Source organism: Marinobacterium mangrovicola (assembly GCF_004339595.1).
Taxonomy (GTDB): Bacteria; Pseudomonadota; Gammaproteobacteria; order Pseudomonadales; family Balneatricaceae; genus Marinobacterium_D; species Marinobacterium_D mangrovicola.
Map to the genome: position 1 here is coordinate 249190 of NZ_SMFU01000010.1, position 24911 is coordinate 274100.

Annotated in this window: 22 protein-coding genes; 17 read left to right on the forward strand and 5 right to left on the reverse strand. The window is 58.1% G+C overall.

The annotated features are described in order from the left end of the window. Nucleotides 1-5 precede the first annotated feature (5 nt). Both CLV83_RS16675 and CLV83_RS22875 read right to left on the reverse strand, forming a co-directional pair. Nucleotides 6-335, reverse strand: coding sequence for a winged helix-turn-helix domain-containing protein (locus tag CLV83_RS16675; protein WP_132295015.1), 330 nt, complete (start codon nucleotides 333-335; stop codon nucleotides 6-8). A gap of 50 nt (nucleotides 336-385) precedes the next feature. Continuing rightward, nucleotides 386-2290 carry a methyl-accepting chemotaxis protein gene (locus tag CLV83_RS22875; RefSeq protein WP_132295018.1) on the reverse strand — a complete coding sequence of 635 codons (1905 nt, stop codon included), beginning with the start codon at nucleotides 2288-2290 and terminating at the stop codon, nucleotides 386-388. Between the two features lie 602 nt (nucleotides 2291-2892). Between CLV83_RS22875 and CLV83_RS16685 the strand changes: the two genes are divergently transcribed. The 5 genes from CLV83_RS16685 (at nucleotide 2893) to CLV83_RS16705 (ending at nucleotide 10926) form a co-directional block, all read left to right on the forward strand. Further along, nucleotides 2893-3795, forward strand: coding sequence for a response regulator (locus CLV83_RS16685; protein ID WP_132295021.1), 903 nt, complete (start codon nucleotides 2893-2895; stop codon nucleotides 3793-3795). Between the two features lie 73 nt (nucleotides 3796-3868). After that, nucleotides 3869-4234, forward strand: coding sequence for a response regulator (locus tag CLV83_RS16690; protein WP_132295024.1), 366 nt, complete (start codon nucleotides 3869-3871; stop codon nucleotides 4232-4234). A 67-nt stretch (nucleotides 4235-4301) separates the two neighbouring features. Continuing rightward, the gene (locus CLV83_RS16695) at nucleotides 4302-4826 is read left to right on the forward strand and encodes a chemotaxis protein CheW (RefSeq protein WP_132295027.1); all 525 of its coding nucleotides are present in this window, start codon (nucleotides 4302-4304) and stop codon (nucleotides 4824-4826) included. Nucleotides 4827-4850: 24 nt separating this feature from the next. After that, entirely contained in the window at nucleotides 4851-6704 is a 1854-nt protein-coding gene (locus CLV83_RS16700) for a methyl-accepting chemotaxis protein (protein WP_132295030.1), read from the forward strand. A gap of 16 nt (nucleotides 6705-6720) precedes the next feature. Beyond that, on the forward strand, nucleotides 6721-10926 hold the full coding sequence (locus CLV83_RS16705) for a hybrid sensor histidine kinase/response regulator (protein WP_243642419.1): 4206 nt from the start codon (nucleotides 6721-6723) through the stop codon (nucleotides 10924-10926). Between the two features lie 17 nt (nucleotides 10927-10943). On the opposite strand, the gene CLV83_RS16710 is transcribed toward CLV83_RS16705, so the two are convergent. Next, nucleotides 10944-11504, reverse strand: coding sequence for an NUDIX hydrolase (locus tag CLV83_RS16710; RefSeq protein ID WP_132295033.1), 561 nt, complete (start codon nucleotides 11502-11504; stop codon nucleotides 10944-10946). A gap of 121 nt (nucleotides 11505-11625) precedes the next feature. Between CLV83_RS16710 and CLV83_RS16715 the strand changes: the two genes are divergently transcribed. Together CLV83_RS16715 and CLV83_RS16720 are read left to right on the forward strand one after the other, a co-directional pair. Continuing rightward, nucleotides 11626-12225 (forward strand): NUDIX hydrolase, encoded by a 600-nt coding sequence (locus tag CLV83_RS16715; RefSeq protein WP_132295036.1) that lies wholly within the window; start codon nucleotides 11626-11628, stop codon nucleotides 12223-12225. A 9-nt stretch (nucleotides 12226-12234) separates the two neighbouring features. Next, nucleotides 12235-12429 (forward strand): DUF1289 domain-containing protein, encoded by a 195-nt coding sequence (locus tag CLV83_RS16720; RefSeq protein WP_132295039.1) that lies wholly within the window; start codon nucleotides 12235-12237, stop codon nucleotides 12427-12429. A 21-nt stretch (nucleotides 12430-12450) separates the two neighbouring features. On the opposite strand, the gene CLV83_RS16725 is transcribed toward CLV83_RS16720, so the two are convergent. Continuing rightward, nucleotides 12451-13716 carry an HlyC/CorC family transporter gene (locus tag CLV83_RS16725; protein ID WP_132295042.1) on the reverse strand — a complete coding sequence of 422 codons (1266 nt, stop codon included), beginning with the start codon at nucleotides 13714-13716 and terminating at the stop codon, nucleotides 12451-12453. A 74-nt stretch (nucleotides 13717-13790) separates the two neighbouring features. Beyond that, on the reverse strand, nucleotides 13791-14585 hold the full coding sequence (locus CLV83_RS16730) for a cytochrome C assembly family protein (protein WP_132295045.1): 795 nt from the start codon (nucleotides 14583-14585) through the stop codon (nucleotides 13791-13793). Nucleotides 14586-14954: 369 nt separating this feature from the next. On the opposite strand from CLV83_RS16730, the gene ffh reads away from it, so the two are divergent. The 10 genes from ffh (at nucleotide 14955) to thrC (ending at nucleotide 24878) form a co-directional block, all read left to right on the forward strand. Further along, nucleotides 14955-16337: a signal recognition particle protein gene (gene ffh, locus CLV83_RS16735; protein ID WP_132295048.1), complete on the forward strand. Its 1383-nt coding sequence runs from the start codon at nucleotides 14955-14957 to the stop codon at nucleotides 16335-16337. A 237-nt stretch (nucleotides 16338-16574) separates the two neighbouring features. Continuing rightward, entirely contained in the window at nucleotides 16575-16826 is a 252-nt protein-coding gene (gene rpsP, locus CLV83_RS16740) for a 30S ribosomal protein S16 (RefSeq protein ID WP_132295051.1), read from the forward strand. A 24-nt stretch (nucleotides 16827-16850) separates the two neighbouring features. Continuing rightward, nucleotides 16851-17384, forward strand: a complete 534-nt coding sequence (gene rimM, locus CLV83_RS16745) for a ribosome maturation factor RimM (protein WP_132295054.1) — start codon at nucleotides 16851-16853, stop codon at nucleotides 17382-17384. Between the two features lie 3 nt (nucleotides 17385-17387). Beyond that, nucleotides 17388-18143, forward strand: a complete 756-nt coding sequence (gene trmD / locus CLV83_RS16750) for a tRNA (guanosine(37)-N1)-methyltransferase TrmD (protein ID WP_132295057.1) — start codon at nucleotides 17388-17390, stop codon at nucleotides 18141-18143. A gap of 9 nt (nucleotides 18144-18152) precedes the next feature. After that, nucleotides 18153-18509, forward strand: coding sequence for a 50S ribosomal protein L19 (rplS, locus tag CLV83_RS16755; protein WP_104004904.1), 357 nt, complete (start codon nucleotides 18153-18155; stop codon nucleotides 18507-18509). A gap of 203 nt (nucleotides 18510-18712) precedes the next feature. Then, nucleotides 18713-20167: a hypothetical protein gene (locus tag CLV83_RS16760; RefSeq protein ID WP_132295060.1), complete on the forward strand. Its 1455-nt coding sequence runs from the start codon at nucleotides 18713-18715 to the stop codon at nucleotides 20165-20167. Continuing rightward, nucleotides 20164-21093: a site-specific tyrosine recombinase XerD gene (gene xerD / locus CLV83_RS16765; RefSeq protein WP_132295063.1), complete on the forward strand. Its 930-nt coding sequence runs from the start codon at nucleotides 20164-20166 to the stop codon at nucleotides 21091-21093. The genes CLV83_RS16760 and xerD overlap by 4 nt, the downstream gene beginning before the upstream one ends. Before the next feature lie 99 nt (nucleotides 21094-21192). Beyond that, nucleotides 21193-21924 (forward strand): DsbC family protein, encoded by a 732-nt coding sequence (locus CLV83_RS16770; RefSeq protein ID WP_132295066.1) that lies wholly within the window; start codon nucleotides 21193-21195, stop codon nucleotides 21922-21924. A 244-nt stretch (nucleotides 21925-22168) separates the two neighbouring features. Next, entirely contained in the window at nucleotides 22169-23470 is a 1302-nt protein-coding gene (locus tag CLV83_RS16775) for a homoserine dehydrogenase (RefSeq protein ID WP_132295069.1), read from the forward strand. Between the two features lie 13 nt (nucleotides 23471-23483). Beyond that, the gene (gene thrC, locus CLV83_RS16780; protein WP_132295072.1) at nucleotides 23484-24878 is read left to right on the forward strand and encodes a threonine synthase; all 1395 of its coding nucleotides are present in this window, start codon (nucleotides 23484-23486) and stop codon (nucleotides 24876-24878) included. Nucleotides 24879-24911: the final 33 nt, after the last annotated feature.

A 24911-nucleotide genomic window follows, 5' to 3' on the forward strand; every position in this document is an offset into this window, starting at 1 on the left:
GTTCTTCAGGCTTCGGCTGTAACGATCCCCAGCGCGTCGGCGATTTCGTCGGCGCGCTCTGTTATCCACTCGGGCCGGATCGGCCCCCAGTCTGTCACGCGATAGTGGCCCTGGTTGTTGCGGGCGCCATCTTGCTGTTCGAAATCGCACTGAATACCTAAATCATCCACCGACTTCAGCGTGTCCTGCAGGGTGCGCCGTGGCATGCCTGTGGCTTTCTGCAGGCTGCTCAGGTTGTGCTCTTCGCGGCTGATCAGCCAGCACAGGTAGAGCTTGCGGTGGAAGGCGAGTGACGCCTTGCTGGTGCTGATGGGCGTATGGCTTGAAGTGGTCAAAGGGATCTCCGTTGCGACCGGCAGACCCGTGACTGAGGCCTGCGTCAGGTTTAAAGCGGCTGTTCCATGTCGGCTTCTGCGCGCACTGGCGGCTCCGGTTCGGAACGATGGACCTGTTCGCAAAGCTGCTGATGGCTCTGCTTCAGCTCGCGTTCGGTGGCGATGCCAGCAGGCGCTCGCCAGGCGGGATCGTCCCAGTTTTTGCCAAGCCAGCGGCGGCAGAGTTGATCGTACTCGGAACTCTGCCTGAATTCAGCAATGAAGCGGTTAACCGCCTGTAGCAGGTGGAAAGAGGCAGCTGATCGCTTCACGCCCACGGAGTAGCTCCAGAGCTCACCGGCCAGGTTGCCGGGCAGAATTTCGATCTTGCCGTACCAGGGGCTGGCGCTGTTTTTACAGGTCCAGTAATAGATCGGCAGATCCACCGCGAAGGCATCGACGGTGCAATCGGCCAGGCAGTCATGGATCCAGCTCTGGTTGGTGTAGGCAAGCAGGTTGGAGAGCATCACCCTGCCTCCGGGTTTGTCCTGGTTGGCGCGCCAGCGGATGCCCGCATCTTCAAGCGTGGCGAAGGCGGCCGGGTCATTGATGCAGCCAAGCACCTTACCCTCCAGACTTTCGATACCGCTGATGCTGTTATCGCCGGCGCGCCGCGCCAGTACGTAGGGTAGAAACAGATAAGGGTTGGAGAAGGCCAAGCGGTCGTAGCAGGGGTCCGGTGGCAGTGCGCTCCACATCAGATCCGCTTCGTGTTCCCCCCGGTCAGGGCCGCAATCCAGCAGTTGGGTGCAGAGGTCCCAGGGGTGTTCGACAAATTCGCACTCCACGCCCAGCCAGCGGGCAAAGCGCGCAGCGATCTCGGCATCGAACCCTTCCAGTCGGCGTGTTTGCGGGTTCTTGAACGAAAGGCCGCGAAACTCGGGTTCGACAGCGATACGGATTCGGCCGCGCTGGCGGATACGTTCAAGCCGGTCGAAGCCCGGATCCAGCTCCATTTTTTCTGCGCGCACCAGTTGTTCGAGCTTGTCGGGAGTCTCAGTGGGCTCGGCCAGGCTCTGGTCGAGCTGGGTTGCCAGGTGCTGACTCCAGCGGCTGCGATGGCGGATCTGTTGGCTGCTGCCGGCGCCTAGCTCCAGGGTGGCGTTGATAATGTGGTTGTTGGCGTCGATCTCCTCAAGATGGTGATCCATGCCTCCAAGCAGGTCGTGCAGTGTCGAAAGTGCCTGGCTAACACGGTCGCTAAGGCCCTTTAGTTCCTGTTCAGATTGTTCCAGCAGTGCATGCATGGCGGACTCGATATCGGAGAGTTCAATCCTGTCGAAAGCTTCGCGTGCGCTCTGCCGGGTGCGCATGGCCAGCGTTCTTACCTCATCGGCTACCACCGCAAACCCTTTGCCCGCTTCACCGGCATGGGCAGCCTCGATGGTGGCGTTAAGAGAGAGGAGGTGAACCGTCTTGCCGATATCGTCGATATTGTTGATAACGTCGCGAGAGCTGCCTGCTTTGGTAGCTAGCTGCTCGCAGAGGCTCTTCAGTTCTGTTGCGAAAAAACTGTGCACCTGGTCGAGCTTCTGTGCGATTTCGGTGCGCAGTGCGCCTGCCTGATCGCTACTGGCTTGCAGATCGCCGCGGCTTTGGCCGACAAACTCGCGCTGTTCGTCGGTGCGGCTGCCGATCTCTCCCAGGGTGGTTTCCAGGGTATCCAGGCCCTGAAGCAGATGCGCCTGAAGGTCGCCGATACGGCGCACCAGGGGTTGCAGTGGCTGTTCGATGGCGGCGCTCCCGGCCAGCTGTTGCAGTCGGTCCAACTCGTCACGCAGAGCTGGAGGGGTGTCCGTTTCGTTCAGTGTGGTCTGCACCTGGCCCTGGGTCAGGGCGGTGAGCCAGTCAGGCTGAAGGTCCGCGTCGCAGGTTGCTGAGCTGGAGCGCGACAGAAATCGTTTTAAAGGACGCATAACACCACCGATACAGAACTATTCCTCAAGGGAAAGTAAGAACTGGACCTGTATTGAGACACTTTTGCTTGACAGGGCATTGCAAAGAGACTGTAAAGTAGTTGATAGAGAATGCCTGGCCTCGAGCAGGTTTTCAGTGTGGTGTCTGCTTACCGCAAAAGGACCAGGTACGGTTTTTTACGGCGAAGCATTATCGATGGCTGAGGTCAGGTTAAATAGGATCTGCTTCGGTTTTAAATTGGGATATGTTTTTGGCCTGCCTTTTGCTTTTTGACGAACTGTTTTGGTTAAACGGAGCATCTCCTGGTGTGTGGCGCTTTCCGATAGCGTAGAGTGGGCGCGATCAGTAGACCTTTGAAAAAGTACTGTTAGTACCTAAGTACATGAGGTGTTTAGGGTTTTTGACGGACAAAAAAGAGGGTCTTTGCACTGGCCTGTCAAGGCAGGGTTTTGCGAGAGGTTTAATGTAACTGTTGTTTTTGCGTATTTTTTAGTCTAAAACAACGGTTCGTCCGACGGGCATCGGACCAAAACAATAAGAAAAATCGCTGGAGTCAGCTGCCTTTATGCTGACGAGAAAACAGTTTATACAGGGATGCAGTATGCATATAGGGACCTTGGGATTCCCCGAAGATCAGCTGAAAAAGCTGGAGAAAATTCTCACCCTATCGAAACAGAAATCCTTCACCCTCTGCTCATTTGATCCTGTGTCATTGCCGGATCTTATGCTGGTTTTCGGCGAAGATAATCTGGACGCAGACGGGCTTGCCGAGCTACCCGATGACTTTGCCGAGCGCATAGTGGTGGTCAGCCGTAAAGCGCCGGCGCGTGAAGATCTTCACCATATCAAGCTGCCGTTTATCTCCTCCCGTGTGATCCGCACGTTGGAACGATTTGAGCCTTACTTACCGACGTTGAACGAGCCGCTCGACATTGAGCAGGAAGTCGTTGCCGACGAGCAGGCGGAAGTGTTGGCCGAACCGCTCCATGAAGAGTCTCTCGAAGCTGTGCAGCCTGGTGCTGAGGAAGCGTCGGAAAACCGCTTCAGCAAGTACGATGCCCAGATCCAGGCACTGCGCGAGCGGGGCAGCGATCAGGCGGTGGCTGAACGTTCCTACCGCGTGCTGGTTGTGGATGACAGCGTGCCGATGCAGCAGGCGCTGGCGAAGGCGCTGCATGCGCTGGAATATCCGGTCGAGATCAGTTTTGCCGATGATGGCGAAGCTGCATTGGCCGAGGTTTCCAGTCAGACCTACGATTTCATCTTCCTCGATATCATGATGCCCGGTATCGACGGGTTTGAAACCTGCACCCGGATGCGGGCGATACCTGAGCTGAAGAAAACCCCGATCATCATGCTCTCCTCGAAAAGCTCTCCGCTGGATGAGGTCAAGGGGATTATGGCGGGCTCCTCAACCTACCTGACCAAGCCGATCCAGACTGATGAATTCAGCAAGGTGATTAAACGCGTCACCCGCTGGGTCAGCGAATTCAAGAAAGCATAGTGCTTGGGGCCGTCTGGCTCTAAGCGAATCGATGTTCAAGCAAGCAAGTTATATCGACACATTGGAAACCGACATGGCCGTAAACAAGATTCTCGTTGTAGAAGACGATCCGGCGCAGCAGCAGCATCTGCGCGACATTCTCAAGACTACAGGTGCCCAGGTAGTGGCCGGTTCCAACGGCGAAGAGGGGATAGCCCTGGCCGAGAAGGAATCTCCGGACCTCATTTTCATGGACATCGTGATGCCCGGCGTGGACGGGTTTTCTGCTTGCCGGCAGATCACTAACAGTGCCAAGACCAAGGGCATTCCGGTGGTCATCGTCTCCAGCAAACACCAGGAGGCAGACAAGGTGTGGGCTCAGTTGCAGGGGGCTAGCGCGGTGGTGGCCAAGCCATACACCGAGCAGGACATTCTCGATCAGGTTGCCCAGTACAGTTAAGAGCGCGGCTGGGAATTCCAGTTGAGTGCAGAACTAAAAGCAAAATGTTGAGCGGAGCAGGCAGCTAATGGACGAATTAGCCCAGGCGCTATCCAGTGCAGAGGATCAGCCCAGTGTGGGTGATGTACGTCACGGCTTTATGCTCGGCGATTATCGCTTGTTGCTTACAGCCGGTACGTTGGCGGAGCTGGCGGGCAAGGCGGCTATCTGTGCACTGCCGGATACGCCAGCCTGGTTCGCCGGCTTTATCAATCACCGTGGTCACACGGTGCCGGTCTATGACCTGAATATGCTTATCGGTGCTGGCGCCACGGATCTGAAGCGCCAGTACTGGATACTGCTGCTGGATCGCCAGCCAGCGACCTTCGGGGTGATCCTGAGGCAGCTGCCGGCGGCGATCAATGACCCTCAGCCGGGCTCGCCTGAGGCGGCAGTGCAACTGCCAGAGCCACTGGCTGGCTGTGTCAGTGGTCAGTACCAGGTTGATCAGCAAAGTTGGGCGGAGCTGGATCACCGAGCGTTGATCCAGCAGCTTAAATCAATTTTCCGCGACAGGGACGTGCTGTCCGCCGCGTCGGAAAAACCAGAATAACGAACAGTCGTGAGGTAGAGCACAATGCCATTGTTTGGTGGAATCCAGCATATCCGGGTGGGCGTAAAATTCGCCATCGCGGGGCTGCTCATGGTGATCGGCGTAGTGGCCATTTCGGCGGCTTATTACCAGACGATCCGTATCGTTGAGCAGGCCCAGCAGGACAGGGAACAGACCCGTGAGCTGGCCGAGGATGTGGGCCGTCTGGATGCACTGCTGGAAAGTATGGCATCGGCGATTACCGAAACCGAGATGCGTTTCAACACCACCGCAGTGGAAAGCTTTTCCACTGCGGCTCAGGCCTACGGTAATGCTCTGCGTACGTCGCTGAGCCAGCTGCGTAGCGAAGAGGATCGGCAGAGCTTTTCCGCCGCTCTGCAGACGCTGGGTTTCTGGGATACCATGGATCAGTTGGCGGGTCTCAACCTGGAGGGCACCAGTCTGCCGGTGGTCGAGATTCGTGAGGCACGCCAAGAGTTAGGTTCCCTGCTGACCGACCTTGAACTGCGAAACTTCCGTCTGCGTGGACTGGTGCGTGACTACGAGCGTCAGGATCTGCAGGCCGAGAACGCGGCCCTGGCCGACCTTATTCAGCTCAGCTTCCTGTCATTGATTATTCTGGGTTTCGCATTGGCGGTGGCGTTGGCGATCGCCAAGTTCGGTGTACTTAACCCGGTACGTCGTATCCAGGCTACCGTGGAGGCGGTGCGTGGTGGTGATACCGAGGCGCGTACCCGAATGGAGAGCCGTGACGAGCTGGGCCAGATGGCGACGGTACTGGACAGCCTGCTGGATGAGAAGGAAGCAGCACTGGCCAGCCAGGCGGCGGAAAACAAAAAGCTTAACGACTCTATCATCACCTTGATCCAGAGCGTCTTCCGTATCAGTCAGCGTGACCTGACGATCCGTGTACCGGTGGCCGAGGATATTACCGGTGCGGTTGCCGACTCCATCAACCAGCTGACTGACTCCATCGAGGACGTACTGCGTGAGGTTAGCGCGGTCTCCAGTGAGGTTAACGAAACCTCCAATGAGGTACGTGCACAGTCTGGGCGAGTCATTCAACACGCGGACAAAGAACAGGAAGAGATCGGAGAAACGCTCCAGGGTCTCGATTCCGCGATCCAGGCGATGCAGCTGATCGCCAAGCTTGCGGCTGTTTCCAACAGTGCCTCCAAGCGCGCGATCAATACCGCCGATAACGCCAGGGGCTCGGTATCGGCCACTATCGACAGTATCAACAAGATCCGTCAGACGATTCACGAGGCAGAGAAACGTATCAAGCGCCTTGGCGAACGTTCCCAGGAGATCGGCGGTATTATCGGCCTGATCAATAACATCTCCGAGCGTACCCACATCCTCTCACTCAACGCGAGTATGCACGCGGCCTCCGCCGGTGAAGCCGGTCGCGGTCTGATGGTGGTGGTTGACGAGGTACAGCGCCTGGCGGAGAACTCCCGTGAGGCGACCGCCGAAATCGAAAGTCTGATCGGCAACATCCAGATGGAAACCGCCGATACCATCCACGTTATCAACACCGTAATCGAAGACGTTGTCGCCGGTACCCGTCAGGCGGAAGAGGCCGGTGAGCGTATGGAAGAAACACGAAATACCACCCAGTCGCTGGTTGAGTCTGTTGTTCGCATCGCCCGCAGCGCGACCAGCCAGGCGAAACTGGCGCAGGGCCTGCGCGAGCGCGCCGGCAGCATCAACGACTTCAGCCGCGCGACCAACACCGAGATGCAGGCACAGCTGCAGCTGTCCGAGCGTCTGGTAAGGGCGGCGGATGAGCTGCAGGGCTCAATCAGTGTGTTCAAACTCCAGGCTCTGGAAGATCAGTCTGAACCCGAGTTGATTGAAGAAGCTGAAACGGTCTGAAGGGCGGATGACAGTGGTGGATCAAACCGAGGTGCAGGGGCTGGCCCCGCTGGGTGAGGTCATTGATGGACTGCGTCTGTCTCTGGCTGATGGCAGTGTCGAAGTTGCTGAGCTGGGTGCAGAGCTGGAAAAGGCCGCGGAGCTGGCGCTGGATGGCGAGCTGCAGGGAGTGGGCGAGACGCTGAGCCTGATCGCTGAACTGGTTGTCGCGGAAGACTCAGAGCAGCTGGCGGCGGAGCTGATACCTGTGCTGGGCAGTATGCTCGAAGTGATGCTCAGTGCGCGTGCGCCATCAGTGCGGATCGAACAGCTGTTGGCGGGCTTGCAGCATGAGCAGTGGCAGGCGCCGCTGGAAGCTGAGGATCTTGAACTTCTGCCGGAGCTGCTGCTCGAGGATTGGAAGCAGATCGAACCTGATGCTGGCTTGAATCCTGTTGCGGCAGGCTTGGACACTGTTGAAGCCGAAGCCGAAGCCGAAGCCGAAGCCGAAGCCGAAGCCGAAGCCGAAGCCGAAGCCGAAGCCGAAGCCGAAGCCGAAGCCGAAGCCGAAGCTCTGGCTGAGGCGCTGCTGGCGCGTAGCGATGCGCTGGCAGAGAGTGATCAGCAGCCGCTGGCGGATCTGCTGGCACTGAGCGCGGAACTGCTGGAAAGCGGCGGTTCACTGCAAACGCCGGTAGCCCGTGAGTTGGTGGCGGCCCTGGGTGCTCTGGACGAGACTCTATCCCTGGAGGCTGCCTTGGGTGTGCTTGCCTTGCTGGCGGATACTCGCTGGGACGAGCCCTCGGATAGCGAGGATCTGGCTGATCTGCGTGGCATGCTGGAAGCATTTTTTGCTACGCAAGAAACAGTTGTGCAAGAGCAGGTCTCCAGTGCTGAGCTGGATGAGGTAGACGGTGCTCCGAGTGCAGAAACTCTGGCAGCAGAACTGTTTGAGCGCAGTGAACGCGTTGCCGAAAACGATCAGCAACCGCTGGCGGACCTGCTGGCGCTGAGTGCCGAGCAGCTGGAGTCGGCTGGTTCACTCAATGAAGCGCCGGCGGCGCAGCTGGTAGCGGCGCTTGATCAGCTGGATACACCCACTTTGGATGCCGCTCTGGCTGTGATCGAGCTACTTGCCGACCCAGGCTGGGATGAGCCTTCGGATGCTGAGGATCTGGACGATCTGCGCGGCATGCTGACAACGCTATTTGCGGCGGACGCAGGGGGTGGCGAGGCGGAAAACGTTGAGGCTGCTGTTGAAGCCGAAGCCGAAGCCGAAGCCGAAGCCGAGCCTAAATCTGAACCTGAACTGGCGCTGTTTCCGGTTACAGAGCCTGCAGCAGATACCGAGGCGGTATTCTGTCGCGTGGATCTGGCGCTGCTTGAGCAGCCCGGGCCCAGCGTCGATGAAGATATTCTGGCCATGTTGGCCGGTTCGCTGCAGATGCTTGAAGCGCAGTGGCAGAGTGACGTGCCGGCTGAAGGCTGCGCCGAACTGGTCGAGAACGCTATCGATGCGCTCGCGCCGTTAACCCGCGCCTGTCAGACGGTCCGTCTCAGCGGTGTCGAGCTGTTACTCAATGGACTGTTGGTGAACCTGCGCCATTGGGCGGCCCGGCCCGAACTGCTCCAGGAGTATGGTCGCCAGCATATGGCGCGAACACTCAGCGCTCTGCACGCGCACCTTAATGACCTGACCGATCGCGCTGCCCGTGAAACGCTGGTGGATTGTCTCAGCGATGATGCGCTGCCAGTGCCGGCGGACATTCAGCAGGCGGGATTCATCTCTGGCTTGCTGGCGTTGGCGAGTATTCAGTCTGCGGACGATATCGAGCTGCAGACGGCGCAGCCTGAGGATACCGATCTGACCATCGGCGAGGGTGTCGATGAGCAGCTGCTGGAGATGCTCTATGCCGAGCTGCCGGTGCTGGTGGATGAGTTTCAGCAGCAGTTACAGCAGGTCATCGATAAGGGCGAGCCTGAGGCCTTGCTGTCGGCGCAGCGTGCCGCGCACACGATCAAGGGGCTTGCCAATATGGCAGGTATCCGCGGTGTCGCTAACCTGACCCACCACCTTGAAGATATTCTGGAGCTGCTGACCGATGGGCAGGCGCTCCCGGGAGAACAGCTGTCTCAGGATCTGGCCGATGCCGCCGATTGCCTGGCGCAGATGAGCGAGGCGGTCACGGAAGGCGGTTTGACGCCGGAAAGTGCGCTGCCGCAGCTGCAGCAGCTTTTGAACTGGTATTACCGTTTACGCACCGAGGGAATGGAGTGCGCGGCTCAGGCACTCAGTGATGAGGAGCGCGAGCGCCGCCGTGAGCAGGCGAAATCCCAGGCCGCTGAGGCCGAGGAGGCTCCGCTTGCCGAGGTGGTCGAGGCTCCAGTACCCGCAGAAAACAGAGAGGCGGCACAGATCCGTGTTCCGGTCTCCATTCTCGATAACCTGTTCCGTATCGCGGGTGAGTCCAGCACTCTGGGTACCCAGCTTGATGCGACGCTGACTGAGCTGCGTACACTGTCGCGTTCTAACCGTGACCGTCAGCGTGTATTGCAGCGAGTGATCTTTGAGCTCGAGCAGCAGTTGCAGGACCACTTTACCCTGACACCGGCTCTGCAGGAGGGTGAGGACGACTTCGACCCGCTGGAAATGGACCGTTACCACGCCATGCATACCACCCTGTCGCAGCTGCAGGAAGCGGCGGCGGACGTGCGCGAGGTGGATCAGTCCTCCGAGCGCCAGTTGCGTCAGCTTTCCGAGCTTCAGGTAGCGCAGAGCCATCTGCAGAAGGAATCGCTGGATAACGTACTCGGTACCCGTCTGGTGGCGGCGAAAACGCTATCGTCGCGGATGCAGCGTATCATGCGCCAGGCCTGCCGTGCGGCAGACAAGCAGGGTCAGCTGCTGATCGAGGGTGAAGAGGTGATGGTGGATAGCCAGATCCTTAACCAGCTGGCTGATCCTCTGATGCACCTGATCCGAAATGCGGTGGATCATGGCCTGGAAACGCCTCATCTGCGTTTTGAAGCGGGTAAGCCGGAAGCCGGTGTGTTGAAGATTCGCTTTGCCAAAACCGAAGGCCAGGTGCACGTGACCTGCGAGGACGACGGCAGTGGTATCGATCTGGGCCGTGTACGTGAGATCGCCGAGCAGCGTGGGCTGATCGGTAGCGAAACCGAACTCAGCGAAGCGGAAACCCAGCGCCTGATTCTGGTGCCGGGCTTTTCTACCCGCGCAGAGATCAGTCAGCTTTCGGGTCGCGGAATCGGTATGGATGTGGTGCATCAGCAGGTTACCCGTATGCAGGGTACGTTGAATATTCACTCCCGACTGGGGCAGGGCACCCGGTTTGAGCTGACGATGCCCTCCTCTTCGCTGCTGGTGCACACTCTGCTGGTGAAAAGTGCTGGCAAGAGAATTTATGCGCTCTCCGGTCACACCATTGAACAGAGTTTGCTGTCACTGGATGGCGAACTGAAAGAGGGCCCGGGTGGGCTGCTCTTTGTCCTCAATGATGTCGCTTATCCGGCTTATACGCTGGAGGAGCTCGCCGGTGAGCGGGTGCCGGATTATACCGACATGTCGGCGCATCCTGTGCTGCTGGTTAACCTGGATCAGGGTGAGAAGGCAGTGGTGCTGGTACGTGAGGTGCTGGCACACAGGGAACTGGTATTCAAGCGCCTCGGTGAGCATCTGCCCGATATCCCCGGTATTCCCGGGGTTACCATCCTCGCCAACGGTGAGGTGGCGCCAATCATCGACCTGCAGGCCAGGGTGCGTCATTGCCACTCTCTGGTCGATAGCGTGGTGGAAAGGTTCGATGCGGATCAGGCCTCAGGTCTGCCGAAGCTCCTGGTGGTGGATGACTCGCTCAGTGCCCGGCGTACCCTGGCCACGTTGCTCAGCGACAGCGGTTACGAGGTGGCAACGGCGATCGATGGTTTCGATGCGCTTGATCGCATCCGCCGTGATCCGCCAGACCTGGTTCTGACCGACCTGGAAATGCCGCGCATGAGCGGTATGGAGCTGGCGACGATGCTGACCAGCAGTCGTGACTTCGGCGAGATACCGGTGATCATGATCACCTCGCGCTCGACCCGCAAGCACCGGGAAGAGGCTGAATCAGCGGGTGTATCGGCTTATCTGAACAAGCCTTGGAGCGAGGCGTCAGTGCTGGATGAGGTGCAAAGGCTTCTGCTGGAGAAAGTCGAAGCCGAAACCGAAACCGAAACCGAAGCCTGAGTTTGCGGTTCCCGGGTTCAGTCGTGAACCCGGGCCGTATTGAAACCGTTGCTGTCGATCTCTACATGGCGCAGCGGAAAGTGCTGTTTCTTGCGGTCTTCGAAATAGAGGTTCAGTACCATGCGAATGGTCTCGAACGCCAGCTGATCCCAGGGGATCTCCTCTTCGCTGAACAGCTCCACCTCCAGTGATTCTTCTGACGGTCCGAAGGTCGGTTCTGGCATCTGTGCCAGGTAGATCATCTGTACCTGATTGACGTGAAGAATGGAGGTGAGCGTATAGAGTGACTGCATCTGTACTTCAGTGCAGGCCTCTTCGCGCGTCTCTCGGCGGGCTGCGTCCTCGGTGGACTCGCCGTTTTCCATAAACCCGGCAGGCAGTGTCCAGTAGCCTAGGCGTGGCTCTATGGCGCGTTTGCAAAGCAGTACCTTGTCGCCGTAAACCGGCAGGCATCCGGCGATAATGCGCGGGTTGTGATAGTGAATGGTGCCGCAGGCCGGACAGATATGCCGTTCGCGGTTGTCTCCCGGTGGAATGCCGATCTCGACACTTTCACCGCATTGGCTGCAGTAATTCATGGGGCTCCTGCTCGGGTTGGCTGGGTCTCATTTTAGGCGCGGCGTGCAATCCACTCAACCGTATCCGGTCGCAGTTCGCTGCGGGGCGGGGTAGTATTAAGCGAATATGACGGAGGCGAGTATGCTTGAGCAGTTAACAAGACGGCTTGCCCTGCACCGACCCTGGCGTATCCGTGCGCCCGGGCCTGAAGCGGGCGTACTGGTGGCGCTGACGGATAGCGATGATCCCGAGGTAATCCTGACGCTGCGCGCGAAAAATCTCTCGACCCATCGCGGCGAGGTGGCTTTCCCCGGTGGCAAGCGTGATCCCGAAGATGTGGATGTGCTGGCAACCGCGCTGCGTGAAGCTGAGGAAGAGGTTGGGCTGCTATCGGGCCAGGTCCGTATTATCGGATCGCTCGGACAGTTGATGTCCAAACACCGGCTTGCGGTAACGCCCTGGGTCGGTATTATTCGGCCCGACGTGCATCTGGTGGCCAACCCCGGCGAGATAGAGCGCATTTTTCGGGTACCGCTGCGCTTCTTTATCGAGGAGCGAGCGTTGCGCACCGATGCCATCCCGTTCCGCGGTAAGACCCACTATGTTCCCGCCTGGGAATATGAGGGCGCCGTGATCTGGGGGCTGACCGCCTATGTGCTGGTAGAGTTGCTGAACACCGGGTTCGATGCCGGTTTGCCGATGCGGCCACGCCCTGAACATCTTGAACTAGAACATGAGTGAAGCAGTTAAATGAGTGAACCGAGCCGCCCGGCCGGCGTGCGCAGCCCCTGTATCGGTGTCTGCATGCTGGATGATGACGATCTCTGCACGGCCTGTCGTCGCAGTGGTCTGGAGATCGCTGACTGGGGAGCCATGAGCGATGATGAAAAACGCAGAATTTGGGCGCTGATTCGGCGTCGTGAAGCGGGCGAGCGGGGCATCTGATCGGCCCCGCCCGGCGATGTATCAGCTGGCGCCGGTTGTCTTGTGAATGCGCACCGTTTTTACCCGGTTGTCGCTGATCTGCAGGGTTTCGAAATGGTACTGCCCCAGACGTAGGCAGACGTTGGCGTCCGGCAGTGATTCCAGGGTTTCGGTGATCAGGCCGTTGAGTGTCTTCGGTCCGTCGGTGGGCAGCTCCCACTGCAGCGCCTTGTTGATCTCGCGAATGTAGGCGGTACCGTCGATAAAGTAGCTGCCGTCCTCCTGCGGATGGATCTCCTGGTTCATCTCGGCGTTGTCGGCAGACAGCTCGCCAACAATCTCCTCCAGAATATCCTCCAGCGTCACGATCCCCTCGATATCGCCATACTCATCGACAACGATACCGATGCGGCGGCTGTGCTTCTGGAAGTTCAGCAGCTGGGTCTGCAGCGGTGTGCTTTCCGGAATGAAATAGGGCTCGTGGACCACCTGCATGATGGCGGCCTTGTTGAGGCGGCCCTGCTGGATCAGCTGTGCCAGGTTGCGCATATGCAGCACCCCGATCACATGGTTGATATCGCCCTGGTAAACCGGCAGGCGGGTGTGCTTGGTGGTGGATAGCTGCTCAAGAATCTGGTCCATGTCCTGATCCAGATCGATCCCTTCCACTTCGCTACGCGGAATCATGATGTCGTTGACGGTGACATCGCCGAGTTCCAGGACGCCCAGCAGCATTGACTGGTTACGCTGCGGAATCAGCGCCCCGGCTTCGTTTACCAGGGTGCGCAGTTCTTCGGTGCTCAGGTGTTCGTTATTGGCACCCGATACGTTGATGCCGAAGATCCGCAGAAACCCGTTGGTTATGCTGTTGACGATCCAGACCAGCGGGTAGAAAAGACGCAGCATCGGTTTAAGCAGATAAGCTGCCGGGAAGGCGATCTTTTCCGGATGCAGCGCGGCCACGGTTTTTGGCGAAACCTCGGCAAAGATCAGGATAATCATGGTGAGGCCAGCGGTCGCGATGGCGATACCGGCGTCGCCCCAGATGCGTACGCAGATGATAGTGGCGATGGCGGAGGCGAGGATGTTAACGAAGTTGTTGCCGATCAGGATGAGGCCGATCAGCCGGTCAGGACGCTCCAGTAGACTGCTTGCCTGACGTGCACCCCGGTGGTGATTCTTTACCAGGTGTCTCAACCGATAGCGGTTCAGAGACATCATGCCGGTTTCGGAGCTGGAGAAGAACGCAGAACAGAAAATCAGTAGGGTCAGCAGTATCAATAATGAGCTTATCGACGCGTCTTCCAAAGTGGTGAAACCTCAGGCTAAAAAAGGAAACGCCATTGTCTGGTCAGGTGGGTACCCTGTCAAGGCGTGAGGGTTTAGGAACGCAGCAGGATTTCGACCACGATTTTGGAGCCGAAAAATGCCAGCATCAGGATGATGAAGCCGCCCAGGGTCCAGCGTACGGCGGTCTGGCTGCGCCAGCCGAGGAGCGCGCGTCCTGCCAGCAGAATGGCGTAGATCAACCAGGCCACAAGAGACAGTACCGTTTTATGGACAATATGCTGTGCAAACAGGTCCTCGACGAAGAGGAAGCCGGTGATCAGCGCGACGCTGAGCAGGACAAAGCCGCACCAGAGCATTTCGAACAGCAGCCGCTCCATCACCTGCAGCGGCGGTAGTGAATTCAGCAGGCGCCTTGTGTGATGCTGCTTGAGCATCTTCTCCTGGCGCGACAGTACCAGTGCGTGCAGTGCCGACAGAGTGAAAATGCTGTAAGCCAGCAGTGACAGCAGAATATGGATCACCAGGCCGCCTGAATAAAGACGGTGGTCGCCCGTGTCGGGGCCGAATGCGGCCAGTGCAGCGGTAATCGCCGCCATCGGGAAAGCGCCAATAAACAGGTTGTCGAGCTTTTGGCGGATGCTGCTGGCGAGCAGGATGCCGACTACCACCCAGGCGATCAGTGAGCCGACACGGAAGGTGCCCAGGTCGATGCCGTCGGGAACATGCAGTACAGAGTAGACGGCATAGCCGTGGAAGATAAATGCGGTCGCGCCAAGGATGCGGATCAGACGGCCTTTGTTGTCGGCAGGCGTGGATATTCGTTGCCACTGCAACCAGGCAGCGCCCAGATAGACCGTAATAGCGATCAATGTGGCAGCGGACAGCATTCAACTCCTCCCTAAGGAACCGGTGCCGGTAAAGCTTGATTAGGTGATTAGTAGAGTACACGGCCGGTTAAGCGCAGTAGTTTGTCATAAACGCTGGGGCAGGGGAACATTGCCGCCAACGCATATAACTGCCTGTAAACGACGGGGCGCAAGCGGCGGGTGCGTAGCGGGGGGCTGCTCCTGTATAATGCGCCGTCAAAAGATAACGACGCTAAGGAAGCTGCTCACTGCGCCTTGCAGCGGCATGTATCAGGTCCCATATATGGTCTCTGGACTTAATAGCAGGCACCTTAGGGCTATCAGCTACTTTATATTTCGAATATCCGGGCAGGCGACGCTTGTATCGACCGCCCAAGGCAGAGGTTTTTCATGTTCGATAATCTGACAGAACGGCTAACGCAAACGCTGCGCAGCGTCACCGGTCAGGCCAAGCTGACCGAAGACAATATCAAGGGCACGCTTCGCGAAGTGCGTATGGCGCTGCTGGAGGCGGATGTATCCCTGCCGGTGGTCAAGGAGTTCATCAACAGCGTCAAAGAGCGCGCTGTTGGTCAGGAGGTTAGCAAAAGCCTGAGTCCCGGCCAGGTGTTCGTCAAGATCGTCAACGAAGAGCTCGTCAAGGTGATGGGTGAGGCCAACGAAGAGCTGAACCTGTCCGCCACGCCGCCTGCGGTCGTGATGATGGCGGGTCTTCAGGGGGCGGGTAAAACCACTTCTGTCGGAAAGCTTGCTCGTTTCCTGAAAGAGCGCAAAAAGAAAAAGGTGCTGGTGGTTTCTGCCGACATCTACCGTCCGGCGGCGATCCGTCAGCTGGAAACTCTGGCTGGCGAAGTGGGCGTGGAGTTCTTCCCGTCAACGGCTGACCAGGATCCGGTGGATATCGCCAACGGCGCTATCGCCCACGCCCGTATTCAGCATCACGATGTGGTGATCCTCGATACCGCCGGCCGTCTGCATGTCGATACCGACATGATGGACGAGATCAAGCGCCTGAACGCCGCAGTGAAACCGGTAGAAACCCTGTTCGTGGTCGATTCCATGACCGGTCAGGATGCTGCCAACACTGCCAAGGCGTTCAACGAAGTATTGCCGCTCACCGGTGTGATTCTCACCAAGACCGATGGTGACGCCCGTGGTGGTGCTGCCCTGTCTGTGCGTCATATCACCGGTAAGCCGATCAAGTTCCTAGGTATCGGTGAGAAAAGCGATGCGCTGGAGCCCTTCCACCCGGATCGAGTCGCCTCCCGAATTCTTGGTATGGGCGACGTGCTCTCGCTGATCGAGGAGGCGGAGCGCAAGATCGACAAGACCAAGGCGGAGAAATTTGCCAAGAAGGTCACCAAGGGCAAGGGTTTCGACCTCGAAGACTTCCGCGAGCAGCTGCAGCAGATGAACAGCATGGGTGGCATGATGTCGATGCTGGAAAAACTGCCCGGCATGGGGCAGATGGCTCAGGCCGCGCAGAGCGCCCAGGCCGAGCAGGGGATGAAGCAGTTTGAGGTGATCATCAACTCGATGACGCCGAAAGAGCGCCGTAACCCGGACATCATCAGTGGTTCCCGCAAGCGTCGTATCGCCCAGGGTTCAGGCACGCAGATTCAGGATGTGAACCGCCTGCTCAAACAGCACAAGCAGATGGCCAAAATGATGAAGAAGTTTGGCTCCAAGGGTGGCATGGCCAAGATGGCGCGCGGCATGAAGGGTATGATGCCCCCCGGTATGGGCGGCGGCGGTGGTTTTCCCCGTTTCTAAAGCCCTTGTTTGAAGTATCTGCGAGAAGCTGAAGATACTGGCTAAAAACTGCACGAAACAGCTTTTATCGGGCGGTGGATTCACGTAGAATCACCGCCCTGATTTTTGTCAGCCTGCTGCACGTTTGCGACAGGTTGCAAGGCAAGGCCCTTTCCTCTGGCACGCTAGGTGTTAGATGAAAGGTAACAATCACGATGGGCGATCTTAAAACCCATCCCGCGAAATAAAGGGGTCCGCATGGTCACTATTCGTTTGTCTCGTGGTGGCGCTAAAAAGCGTCCGTTCTATCACATTACTGTTGCCGATTCGCGTTTTGCGCGTGACAGCCGCTTTATTGAGCGGGTCGGTTTCTTCAACCCGATCGCTCGCGGTCAGGAAGAAAAACTGCGCGTTAACCTGGAACGTGTCGACTACTGGCTCGGCAAAGGCGCACAGCCGTCTGAGCGCGTTGCTGCACTGCTGAAAGACGCACGTAAAGCAGCAGAGTAAGGTTGACGGGTAGGCTTGGTTAGAATGAGTAAATACAGCGAAGAGGATGTAGTTACCCTCGGACGCTTTACCTCTACATACGGTGTTCAGGGTTGGATCAAGGTCTTCTCCTACACCGATACCATGGAGGATATTCTGACCTACTCGCCGTGGTTGATTCGCAAGAACGGTGTTTGGACCGAACTCAAGCGGGTTGGCGGTAAGAAACACGGCAAGGGCCTGATTGCCAAGCTGGACGGTATCGAGTCCCCTGAGCAGGCGAGGCTCTTCGCGAACCTCGACATCGCAGTGCCTAAATCGGCGCTGCCAGACCTGAAACAGGGCGAGTATTACTGGAGCCAGCTGGAAAACCTGTTGGTATATACCGAATCCGGCGAGTTGCTGGGTCGGGTTGATCATCTGATGGAAACCGGTGCGAATGATGTGCTGGTGGTGAAAGGCACCGAAGACAGCATCGATCGCGAAGAGCGTCTGCTGCCCTGGTTGCCGGATCAGGTGATAAAAGAGATTGATCTGGATTCAGGCACCATGCGGGTCGATTGGGACCCGGAGTTCTGAATCATGTGGTTCGGGATCGTATCCCTGTTCCCGGAGATGTTCGAGGCGGTCACCCGCTACGGCGTTACCGGACGAGCAGTGCGTAATGAACTGATCAGTGTCGAGTGCTGGAACCCGCGTGATTTCACGCATGACCGGCACCGTACCGTGGATGACCGCCCTTATGGCGGCGGCCCCGGGATGCTGATGAAGGTTCAGCCGCTGCGCGATGCGATCCAGGCGGCGAAAGCTGCGGCGGGCGACGACGCCCGGGTGATCTATCTTTCCCCCCAGGGGCGAAAGCTTGATCAGTCCGGTGTCGCTGAGCTGGCACAGGCGCAGAAGCTGATTCTGGTAGCGGGTCGCTACGAAGGGATCGACGAGCGTCTGATTCAGTCTGAAGTCGACGAAGAGTGGTCTCTCGGCGACTTTGTACTCAGCGGCGGCGAGTTGCCGGCGATGGTGATGGTGGATGCGGTTGCGCGTCTGGTGCCGGGGGTTCTCGGTCACAGCGACTCTGCGGTGGAGGATTCCTTCTATGAGGGGTTACTCGACTGTCCCCATTACACGCGGCCAGAAACGCTCGACGGTATGCAGGTGCCGGATGTACTGCTCAGCGGTAATCATGAGCAGATAAGGCGCTGGCGGCTCAAGCAGCAGCTTGGGCGCACCTCGGAGCGACGCCCCGACCTGCTTGAACAGATCGAACTGAACCCGGAACAGCAGACGCTGTTAAGCGAATATATCCGCGAGGCCAAAGAGCCAGCGGGTGAAAATTAGGAGCGAGCGATGAGCAGCAAAAACACAATCATTCAGCAGATCGAAGCTGAACAGACTGGTAAAGAAGTACCGGCGTTTGCACCGGGCGATACCGTTGTTATCCAGGTACGTGTAGTAGAGGGCACCCGTAGCCGTCTGCAGGCGTTTGAAGGCGTTGTAATCGGCAAGCGTAACCGCGGCCTGAACTCTGCTTTCACCGTACGTAAAATCTCCCACGGTGTGGGCGTTGAGCGTACCTTCCAGACCTACAGCCCGACTGTAGAAGGTATCGAAGTTAAGCGTCGTGGTGACGTGCGTCAGGCTAAACTGTACTACCTGCGTGAGCGTAGCGGTAAGTCTGCACGTATCAAGGAAAAGCTGGGTTAAGCGATTTAATCGCATCAGCTTCTGAGAAGGGCGGCCTAAGGGTCGCCCTTTTTGTTGATATATGCCTACAGTAAGCGATACTGGTTTCCGTTATGATGGTATTCATGTCTGGCTGCTAATTAACCGGTAGAGCGTCTCGCCTTTTTTGTCGCCGGGACATAGAATCCGAAAAAACAGGGATAAAAAATCTAAAGGAGTGGCCGATGCGCAAACTCGCCACCTGGTTGTTCTTACTGGTTCTGCTGCTGGCGTTGGCGCTCGGTGGTATGTACGGCTTCTACTGGTATCAGGTAAAGACCTTCGTGGACGATCTGGCCGTTCAGGTCAGTGGTCAAGCGACTATCGAATACGATTCGATCTATGCTGATCCCCGCGGTGAAGTGGGGGTGGATGGTCTCAGTGTTACCCTTAATCAGCTCGGTACACGTATCCCGGTCGAATCGATTCGCGTGCGCTCCGATGATCCCTTCTTCTTCTTTAATCCCCAGGGCCGCATAGAGTCCGGTGATTGGCCCGGGCGTCTTAGTCTGGTGGTCAAGCAGGCCGAGGTGGGTCTCGATAGCGGCCTGATCAAGAGTGTTGAGCAGCAGGCGGCAATGGCGGCGGAGATGAATCCGTTGGCGGTGAGTCCCGAGGCGCTGGCTTGCGGAGACCTGCAACAGCTGGGCGTGTCTGCCATGCGTGAGATGGGTTATTCGCGCCTGAAATCGGATGTGGTGCTCGCTCTTGATGTGGATCGCTATAACCGCCGCATCACGCTCAATAGCGATTTTTCCGCCAATACCCTGGGTAGCTCCACTGTTGAGCTCGAGTTTTCTGTTGCCAGCGATGATCTTGCGCCAGCCCAGCTGCTTGCCGCCAATCCGCGTCTGCGCAAGCTTGAGGTCAGTTATCAGGATGGCGGATATAACACGCGTCGTAACCGCTACTGTGCCGAACAGAGCGGTGTTGAGGTGGACGCCTACCTGGCGGAACATCGTCGCCTGATGGAGAGAAATCTGCTCGCCGCCGGTGTCGATCTGCCGGAGCTGCTCTGGGATGTCTACAGCGGTATCAACCAGCCCGGCGGCAATGTGATGCTGACCATGCGCCCGCCCGGTGGGCTCGGTCCAGAGATTATGGCGGCGTTAGGCTCGCCGGCGGATATGATTGAGCGCCTTAATCTGGCGCTTCGCCTGAATGGTCAGCCGGTCGCGATCAACAGTATTGACTGGGGTCGTATACAGGTGGATCCGGTGCCGCTTCCCTCGGAAGAGGAAGCGACCTCAGCTGCTGAAGCGGTGGCGGCTGTTGAAGAGGTCGCAGAGCCGGAGGAGGCGGTTGAGTTGGCATCGGCTGCTGAAACTGAAGTGGCGGTGGAGTCCGAGGCTGAGGAAGTGCTCGAGGAAATAGTCGAAGAAAACGATCTCTTCGCGGGTATGCCGAAAAGGGCGCCTAAGCCCGAACCCAAGCGCTATCGCCCTACCGAATTATCACAGCTTGCAGCTCTCCAGGGACGGCCGGTGCGGGTCAAAACCGATCTGGGTAACCGGCTTGAGGGGCGCATCGTCGAAGTTGAAAACGGCGATACACTGCTGATTGAACAGCGTCTGGATCGCGGCATTATTACCTATCCCTTGGAGTTTCAGCAGATCCGCTCCGCTGAGGTTTATCGTTGAAACCAGATCGACGTCGGCGGGCGAAGCAGCCCGCCGAACCTGATCAGGCTCTTATTGCTCAGTATCTCGACCACCTCTGGCTTGAGCGTGGCCTGAGCGATAATACCCGCTCCTCTTACCAGCGTGATCTGAGTCACTTTGCCTGTTGGCTCAATGAGCGGGGGCTGGCTCTGCTTGAAGTGGTGCGCGCCGATCTGCAGCGTCACCTGCACTGGCGTATTGAGCAGCAACTGCGCCCTACCTCAACCTCTCGTTTGCTCTCGACGCTGCGCGGGTTCTACCGCTACCTGCTGCGAGAGCAGCTGATCGCTACCGACCCGACGCTCAATATCGATAGCCCGAAACGGGGTCGGCCGCTGCCAAAAACGTTGACCGAGGCCGACGTGGAAACTCTGCTGGCGGCGCCGGATACCGCTACCGCGCTGGGGCTACGTGACCGCTCGATGCTGGAACTGCTTTACGCCTCTGGCCTGCGCGTATCCGAGCTGGTTGGGCTTAGGCTTGAGGAGCTTAACCGGCGTATGGGTGTTTTGCGCGTGGTCGGTAAGGGTGACAAGGAGCGCATGGTGCCGGTTGGGGATGAGGCGTTGAGCTGGCTGACGCGCTATCTGCGTGAGGCCCGTCCGGAACTTGGTGACGATCCGCGTATCGAAGAGTTGTTCCTGAGCAGGCGGGGGCAAGCGATGACGCGGCAGACGTTCTGGCATCGCATTAAGCGCTATGCGGTGGAAGCGGGTATCGATAAGCCGTTGTCGCCACACGTGTTGCGCCATGCCTTTGCTACCCATCTGCTCAATCATGGCGCAGACCTGCGTGTGGTGCAGATGCTGCTGGGGCATTCAAGCCTGTCGACCACGCAGATATATACTCATATCGCCACGGCGCGATTGCAGGCGCTGCACCGGGAGCATCATCCACGGGGCTGATTGCGGGCTTCCGGGAGTGGTCGATGGTAGACTGGTAAATAACGGATTTCTAAATCTTTCAGGCCTCTATTTTCAGGCTTTATTTTTCAGGAGAGTGGCATGCGGGCGTTAGTGGCTGCGATGTTGATGTTGGTTGTAGCGCAGGGCGCTCAGGCTGCGGATGATGCGAACAACAAGATCGCTGAGCGGATCAAGAGTGTTGATAGCCGGCTGAACGTTGAATCGGTAACGGCGACGCCGATGGATGGTCTGTTCGAGGTGGTTCTTAGCAGTGGCGAAGTGCTCTACACCGACAGCGAAGGCGAATACGTACTCTCCGGCGAACTGTTTCATCTGGAGCAGGGGCGTGGCCTGGTGAATCTGACCGAGCAGCGGATGCAGAAGGTCCGGGTTGATGCTCTGGCGAAGATTCCGGCAGAGCAGCGTGTGGTTTTCCCGGCCAAGGGAGAGCGTAAGGCACGTATCCAGGTATTTACCGATGTGGACTGTGTTTACTGCCGTCGTCTGCACTCCGAAGTTGCGAAGTTGAATGAGATGGGGATCGAAGTGGATTACCTGGCGTTCCCTCGTGGCGGTGAGCGTTCCGCAGCGGCAGGCAAAATGACGGCCATCTGGTGTGCCGAGTCGGGTGAGGAGCGTCGTGAGCTGATGAACCGTGCCAAGGCCGGTGAGGCGCTTGAGCCGGTTAATTGTGAGAACCCGGTGCTGGATCAGTTTCACCTGGGTCAGCAGCTGGGCGTGAATGGAACGCCGGCGCTGATTCTCGACAATGGCCAGATGCTGCCGGGCTACGTGCCGGCCGAACGCCTGAAGCAGATCCTGGAGATCTGATCCCAGGCTGATAGCGCTGCAGGTTTTTCAGGGCGGGTGTGTTAGGCACACCCGCCTTTTTTGTGTCCTTTATGAGCAGTTATAGCGCCGAGTAAATGGATGCAGGGGAGTGGGGTTTGCTATACTAAGGCCCATTTTTCGCCCGCGAGAAGTCACGAACCGTCACCATTCCAGTTTCACATTTGCTGATTCTGCCTGGCGGCGGGGCTAACGGGTTGTTTTGACAAGCAAAGCGAGGTGTTGTTTGAAACCGGTAAAAGTAGGTATCTGTGGTCTGGGCACCGTCGGTGGCGGTACTTTCAATGTACTGATGCGTAACGCTGAAGAGATTGCGCGTCGTGCCGGACGTAAAATTATTGTCGAGCAGATTGGCACGCGGCGTGAGAACCCCGCTTGCGATACCACCGGTATTCAGATTACCAACGACATTTTTGCTGTCGCTACCAATCCCGAGATCGATATCGTCGTCGAGCTGATCGGTGGTTACGAGACCGCGCGTGATCTGGTCCTGACGGCCATTGAAAATGGCAAGCATGTAGTTACCGCGAACAAGGCGCTGATCGCTGTCCACGGTAACGAGATCTTCGCGGCAGCTCAGGAGAAGAACGTCATGGTGGCGTTTGAAGCCTCGGTTGCTGGCGGCATCCCAATCATCAAGGCGATCCGTGAAGGTCTCGCGGCGAACCAGATCAACTGGCTGGCCGGCATCATCAACGGTACCGGCAACTACATCATGTCCGAGATGCGTGAGAAGGGTCGCGCTTTCGACGACGTGCTGGCTGAAGCCCAGGAGCTGGGCTATGCCGAAGCCGATCCGACCTTCGACGTCGAGGGTATCGATGCCGCGCACAAGCTGACCATCCTGGCCTCCATCGCCTACGGCGTGCCGCTGCAGTTTGAAAAAGCGTACACCGAGGGGATCAGCAAGATCACCACTGAAGATGTGCAATACGCCGAGGAACTGGGTTTCCGTATCAAACATCTGGGTCTGAGCCGCCGCACGCCGCAGGGCATCGAGCTGCGCGTACACCCGACCCTGATCCCGCAGTCCACACTGCTGGCCAGTGTTAACGGTGTAATGAACGCGATCCTGGTAGATGGCGATGCCGTTGGCCAGACCCTGTACTACGGCAGCGGCGCCGGTGCCGAACCGACCGCTTCCGCCGTGGTGGCCGATATTGTCGATGTGGTTCGCACCCTGACCGCCGACCGTGATAACCGCGTACCGCACCTGGCGTTCCAGCCGGGTCAGCTGTCCGAGCTGCCGATGCTGCCGGTTGATGATGTGGTCACCGGTTACTACCTGCGTCTGCAGGCGGTGGAGCGTCCGGGGGTTCTGGCGCACGTTACCCGTATCCTGGGTGAGAAGGGCATCAATATCGAAGCGATCATCCAGAAGCAGACCCGCGAAGCGCAGGTGCCGGTGATTATGATGACCCAGCGTGTGGCTGAAAGCACCATGAATGAAGCGATCCGCGAGATCGAAGCGCTGCCGGATATCCTCGGCGAAGTGGTACGTATCCGCGTCGAACATCTGGCAGATTGAGGTTAATAGAACAATGAAATATATCTCTACCCGCGGCAAGGCTGAGAAGCTTGAGTTTGCCGATGTGCTGCTTGCAGGTCTTGCCAGTGATGGCGGTCTGTACGTACCGGAAGAGCTGCCGACCTTCTCCCAGGAGGAGATCGCCTCCTGGTCTGGTCTCTCATACGCCGAGCTGGCGTTCAAGGTGATCAAGCCGTTCGTCGACACCTGCATCAAGGATGAAGACCTCAAGCGCATGGTCGATGAGACCTATGCCGGCTTCAACCACTCTGCTGTTGCTCCGCTTAAAGAGCTGGGCACCAACGAGTGGGTGCTTGAGCTGTTCCACGGCCCGACCCTGGCGTTCAAGGACTTCGCCCTGCAGCTGCTGGGTCGTCTGATGGATCATGTGCTGGCCGAGCGTGGCGAGCGTCTGGTGATCATGGGCGCCACCTCCGGCGATACCGGCTCCGCCGCTATCGAGGGCTGCCGCCACTCCGAGCACCTGGATATCTTCATCCTGCATCCGCACAACCGCGTATCGGAAGTTCAGCGTCGTCAGATGACCACCATTCTGGCCGACAACGTCTACAACATCGCGCTGGAAGGCAACTTCGATGACTGCCAGCAGATGGTCAAGGACAGCTTCGCCGATCAGGCCTTTCTGAAAGGACTGAAACTGGGTGCGGTTAACTCGATCAACTGGGCCCGCATCATGGCCCAGATCGTGTACTACTTCTCCGCCTCTCTGGCTGTGGGCGGTCCGCACCGTCCGGTGGCGTTCTCTGTGCCGACCGGTAACTTCGGCGATATCTTCGCCGGTTACCTGGCCAAGCAGATGGGTCTGCCGATCCAGCAGCTGGTGGTCGCCACCAACCGCAACGATATCCTGCACCGCGTGATCAGCGGCAACGATATGTCCAAGGGCGATCTGGTGCATACGCTGTCACCGTCCATGGATATCATGGTCAGCTCCAACTTCGAGCGTCTTCTGTTCGACGTTTACGACCGTGACGGCGCCGCCATCAGCGAGCTGATGGACCGCTTCAAGAAAGAGCCGGTCAAGCTCGATGCGGCGCGTTGGGAAAAAGTACGCGAACTGTTCGACAGCGCCTGTGCCGACGACGAAACCACCTGCCAGACCATCGCCGACGTGCATGCCGAAACCGGTTACCTGCTCGATCCGCACACCGCCATCGGCGTCAAGGCAGCGCGTGAATGCTGGCGTGACAAGTCGGTGCCGATGATCACTCTGGCTACCGCCCACCCGGTTAAATTCCCTGAGCCGGTGATCAAGGCGGGTCTGGAAGGTCCGGAACTGCCGGAGCATCTGTCAGACCTGTTTGAGCGTGAAGAGCGTCTGGATGTGATCGATAACGATATCGCTGCCGTGCAGTCGTTTATCGCGTCGCGAGTTCATCGCGACTGATCTGCTGAAGGCCCGGAGATCTCCGGGCCTTTT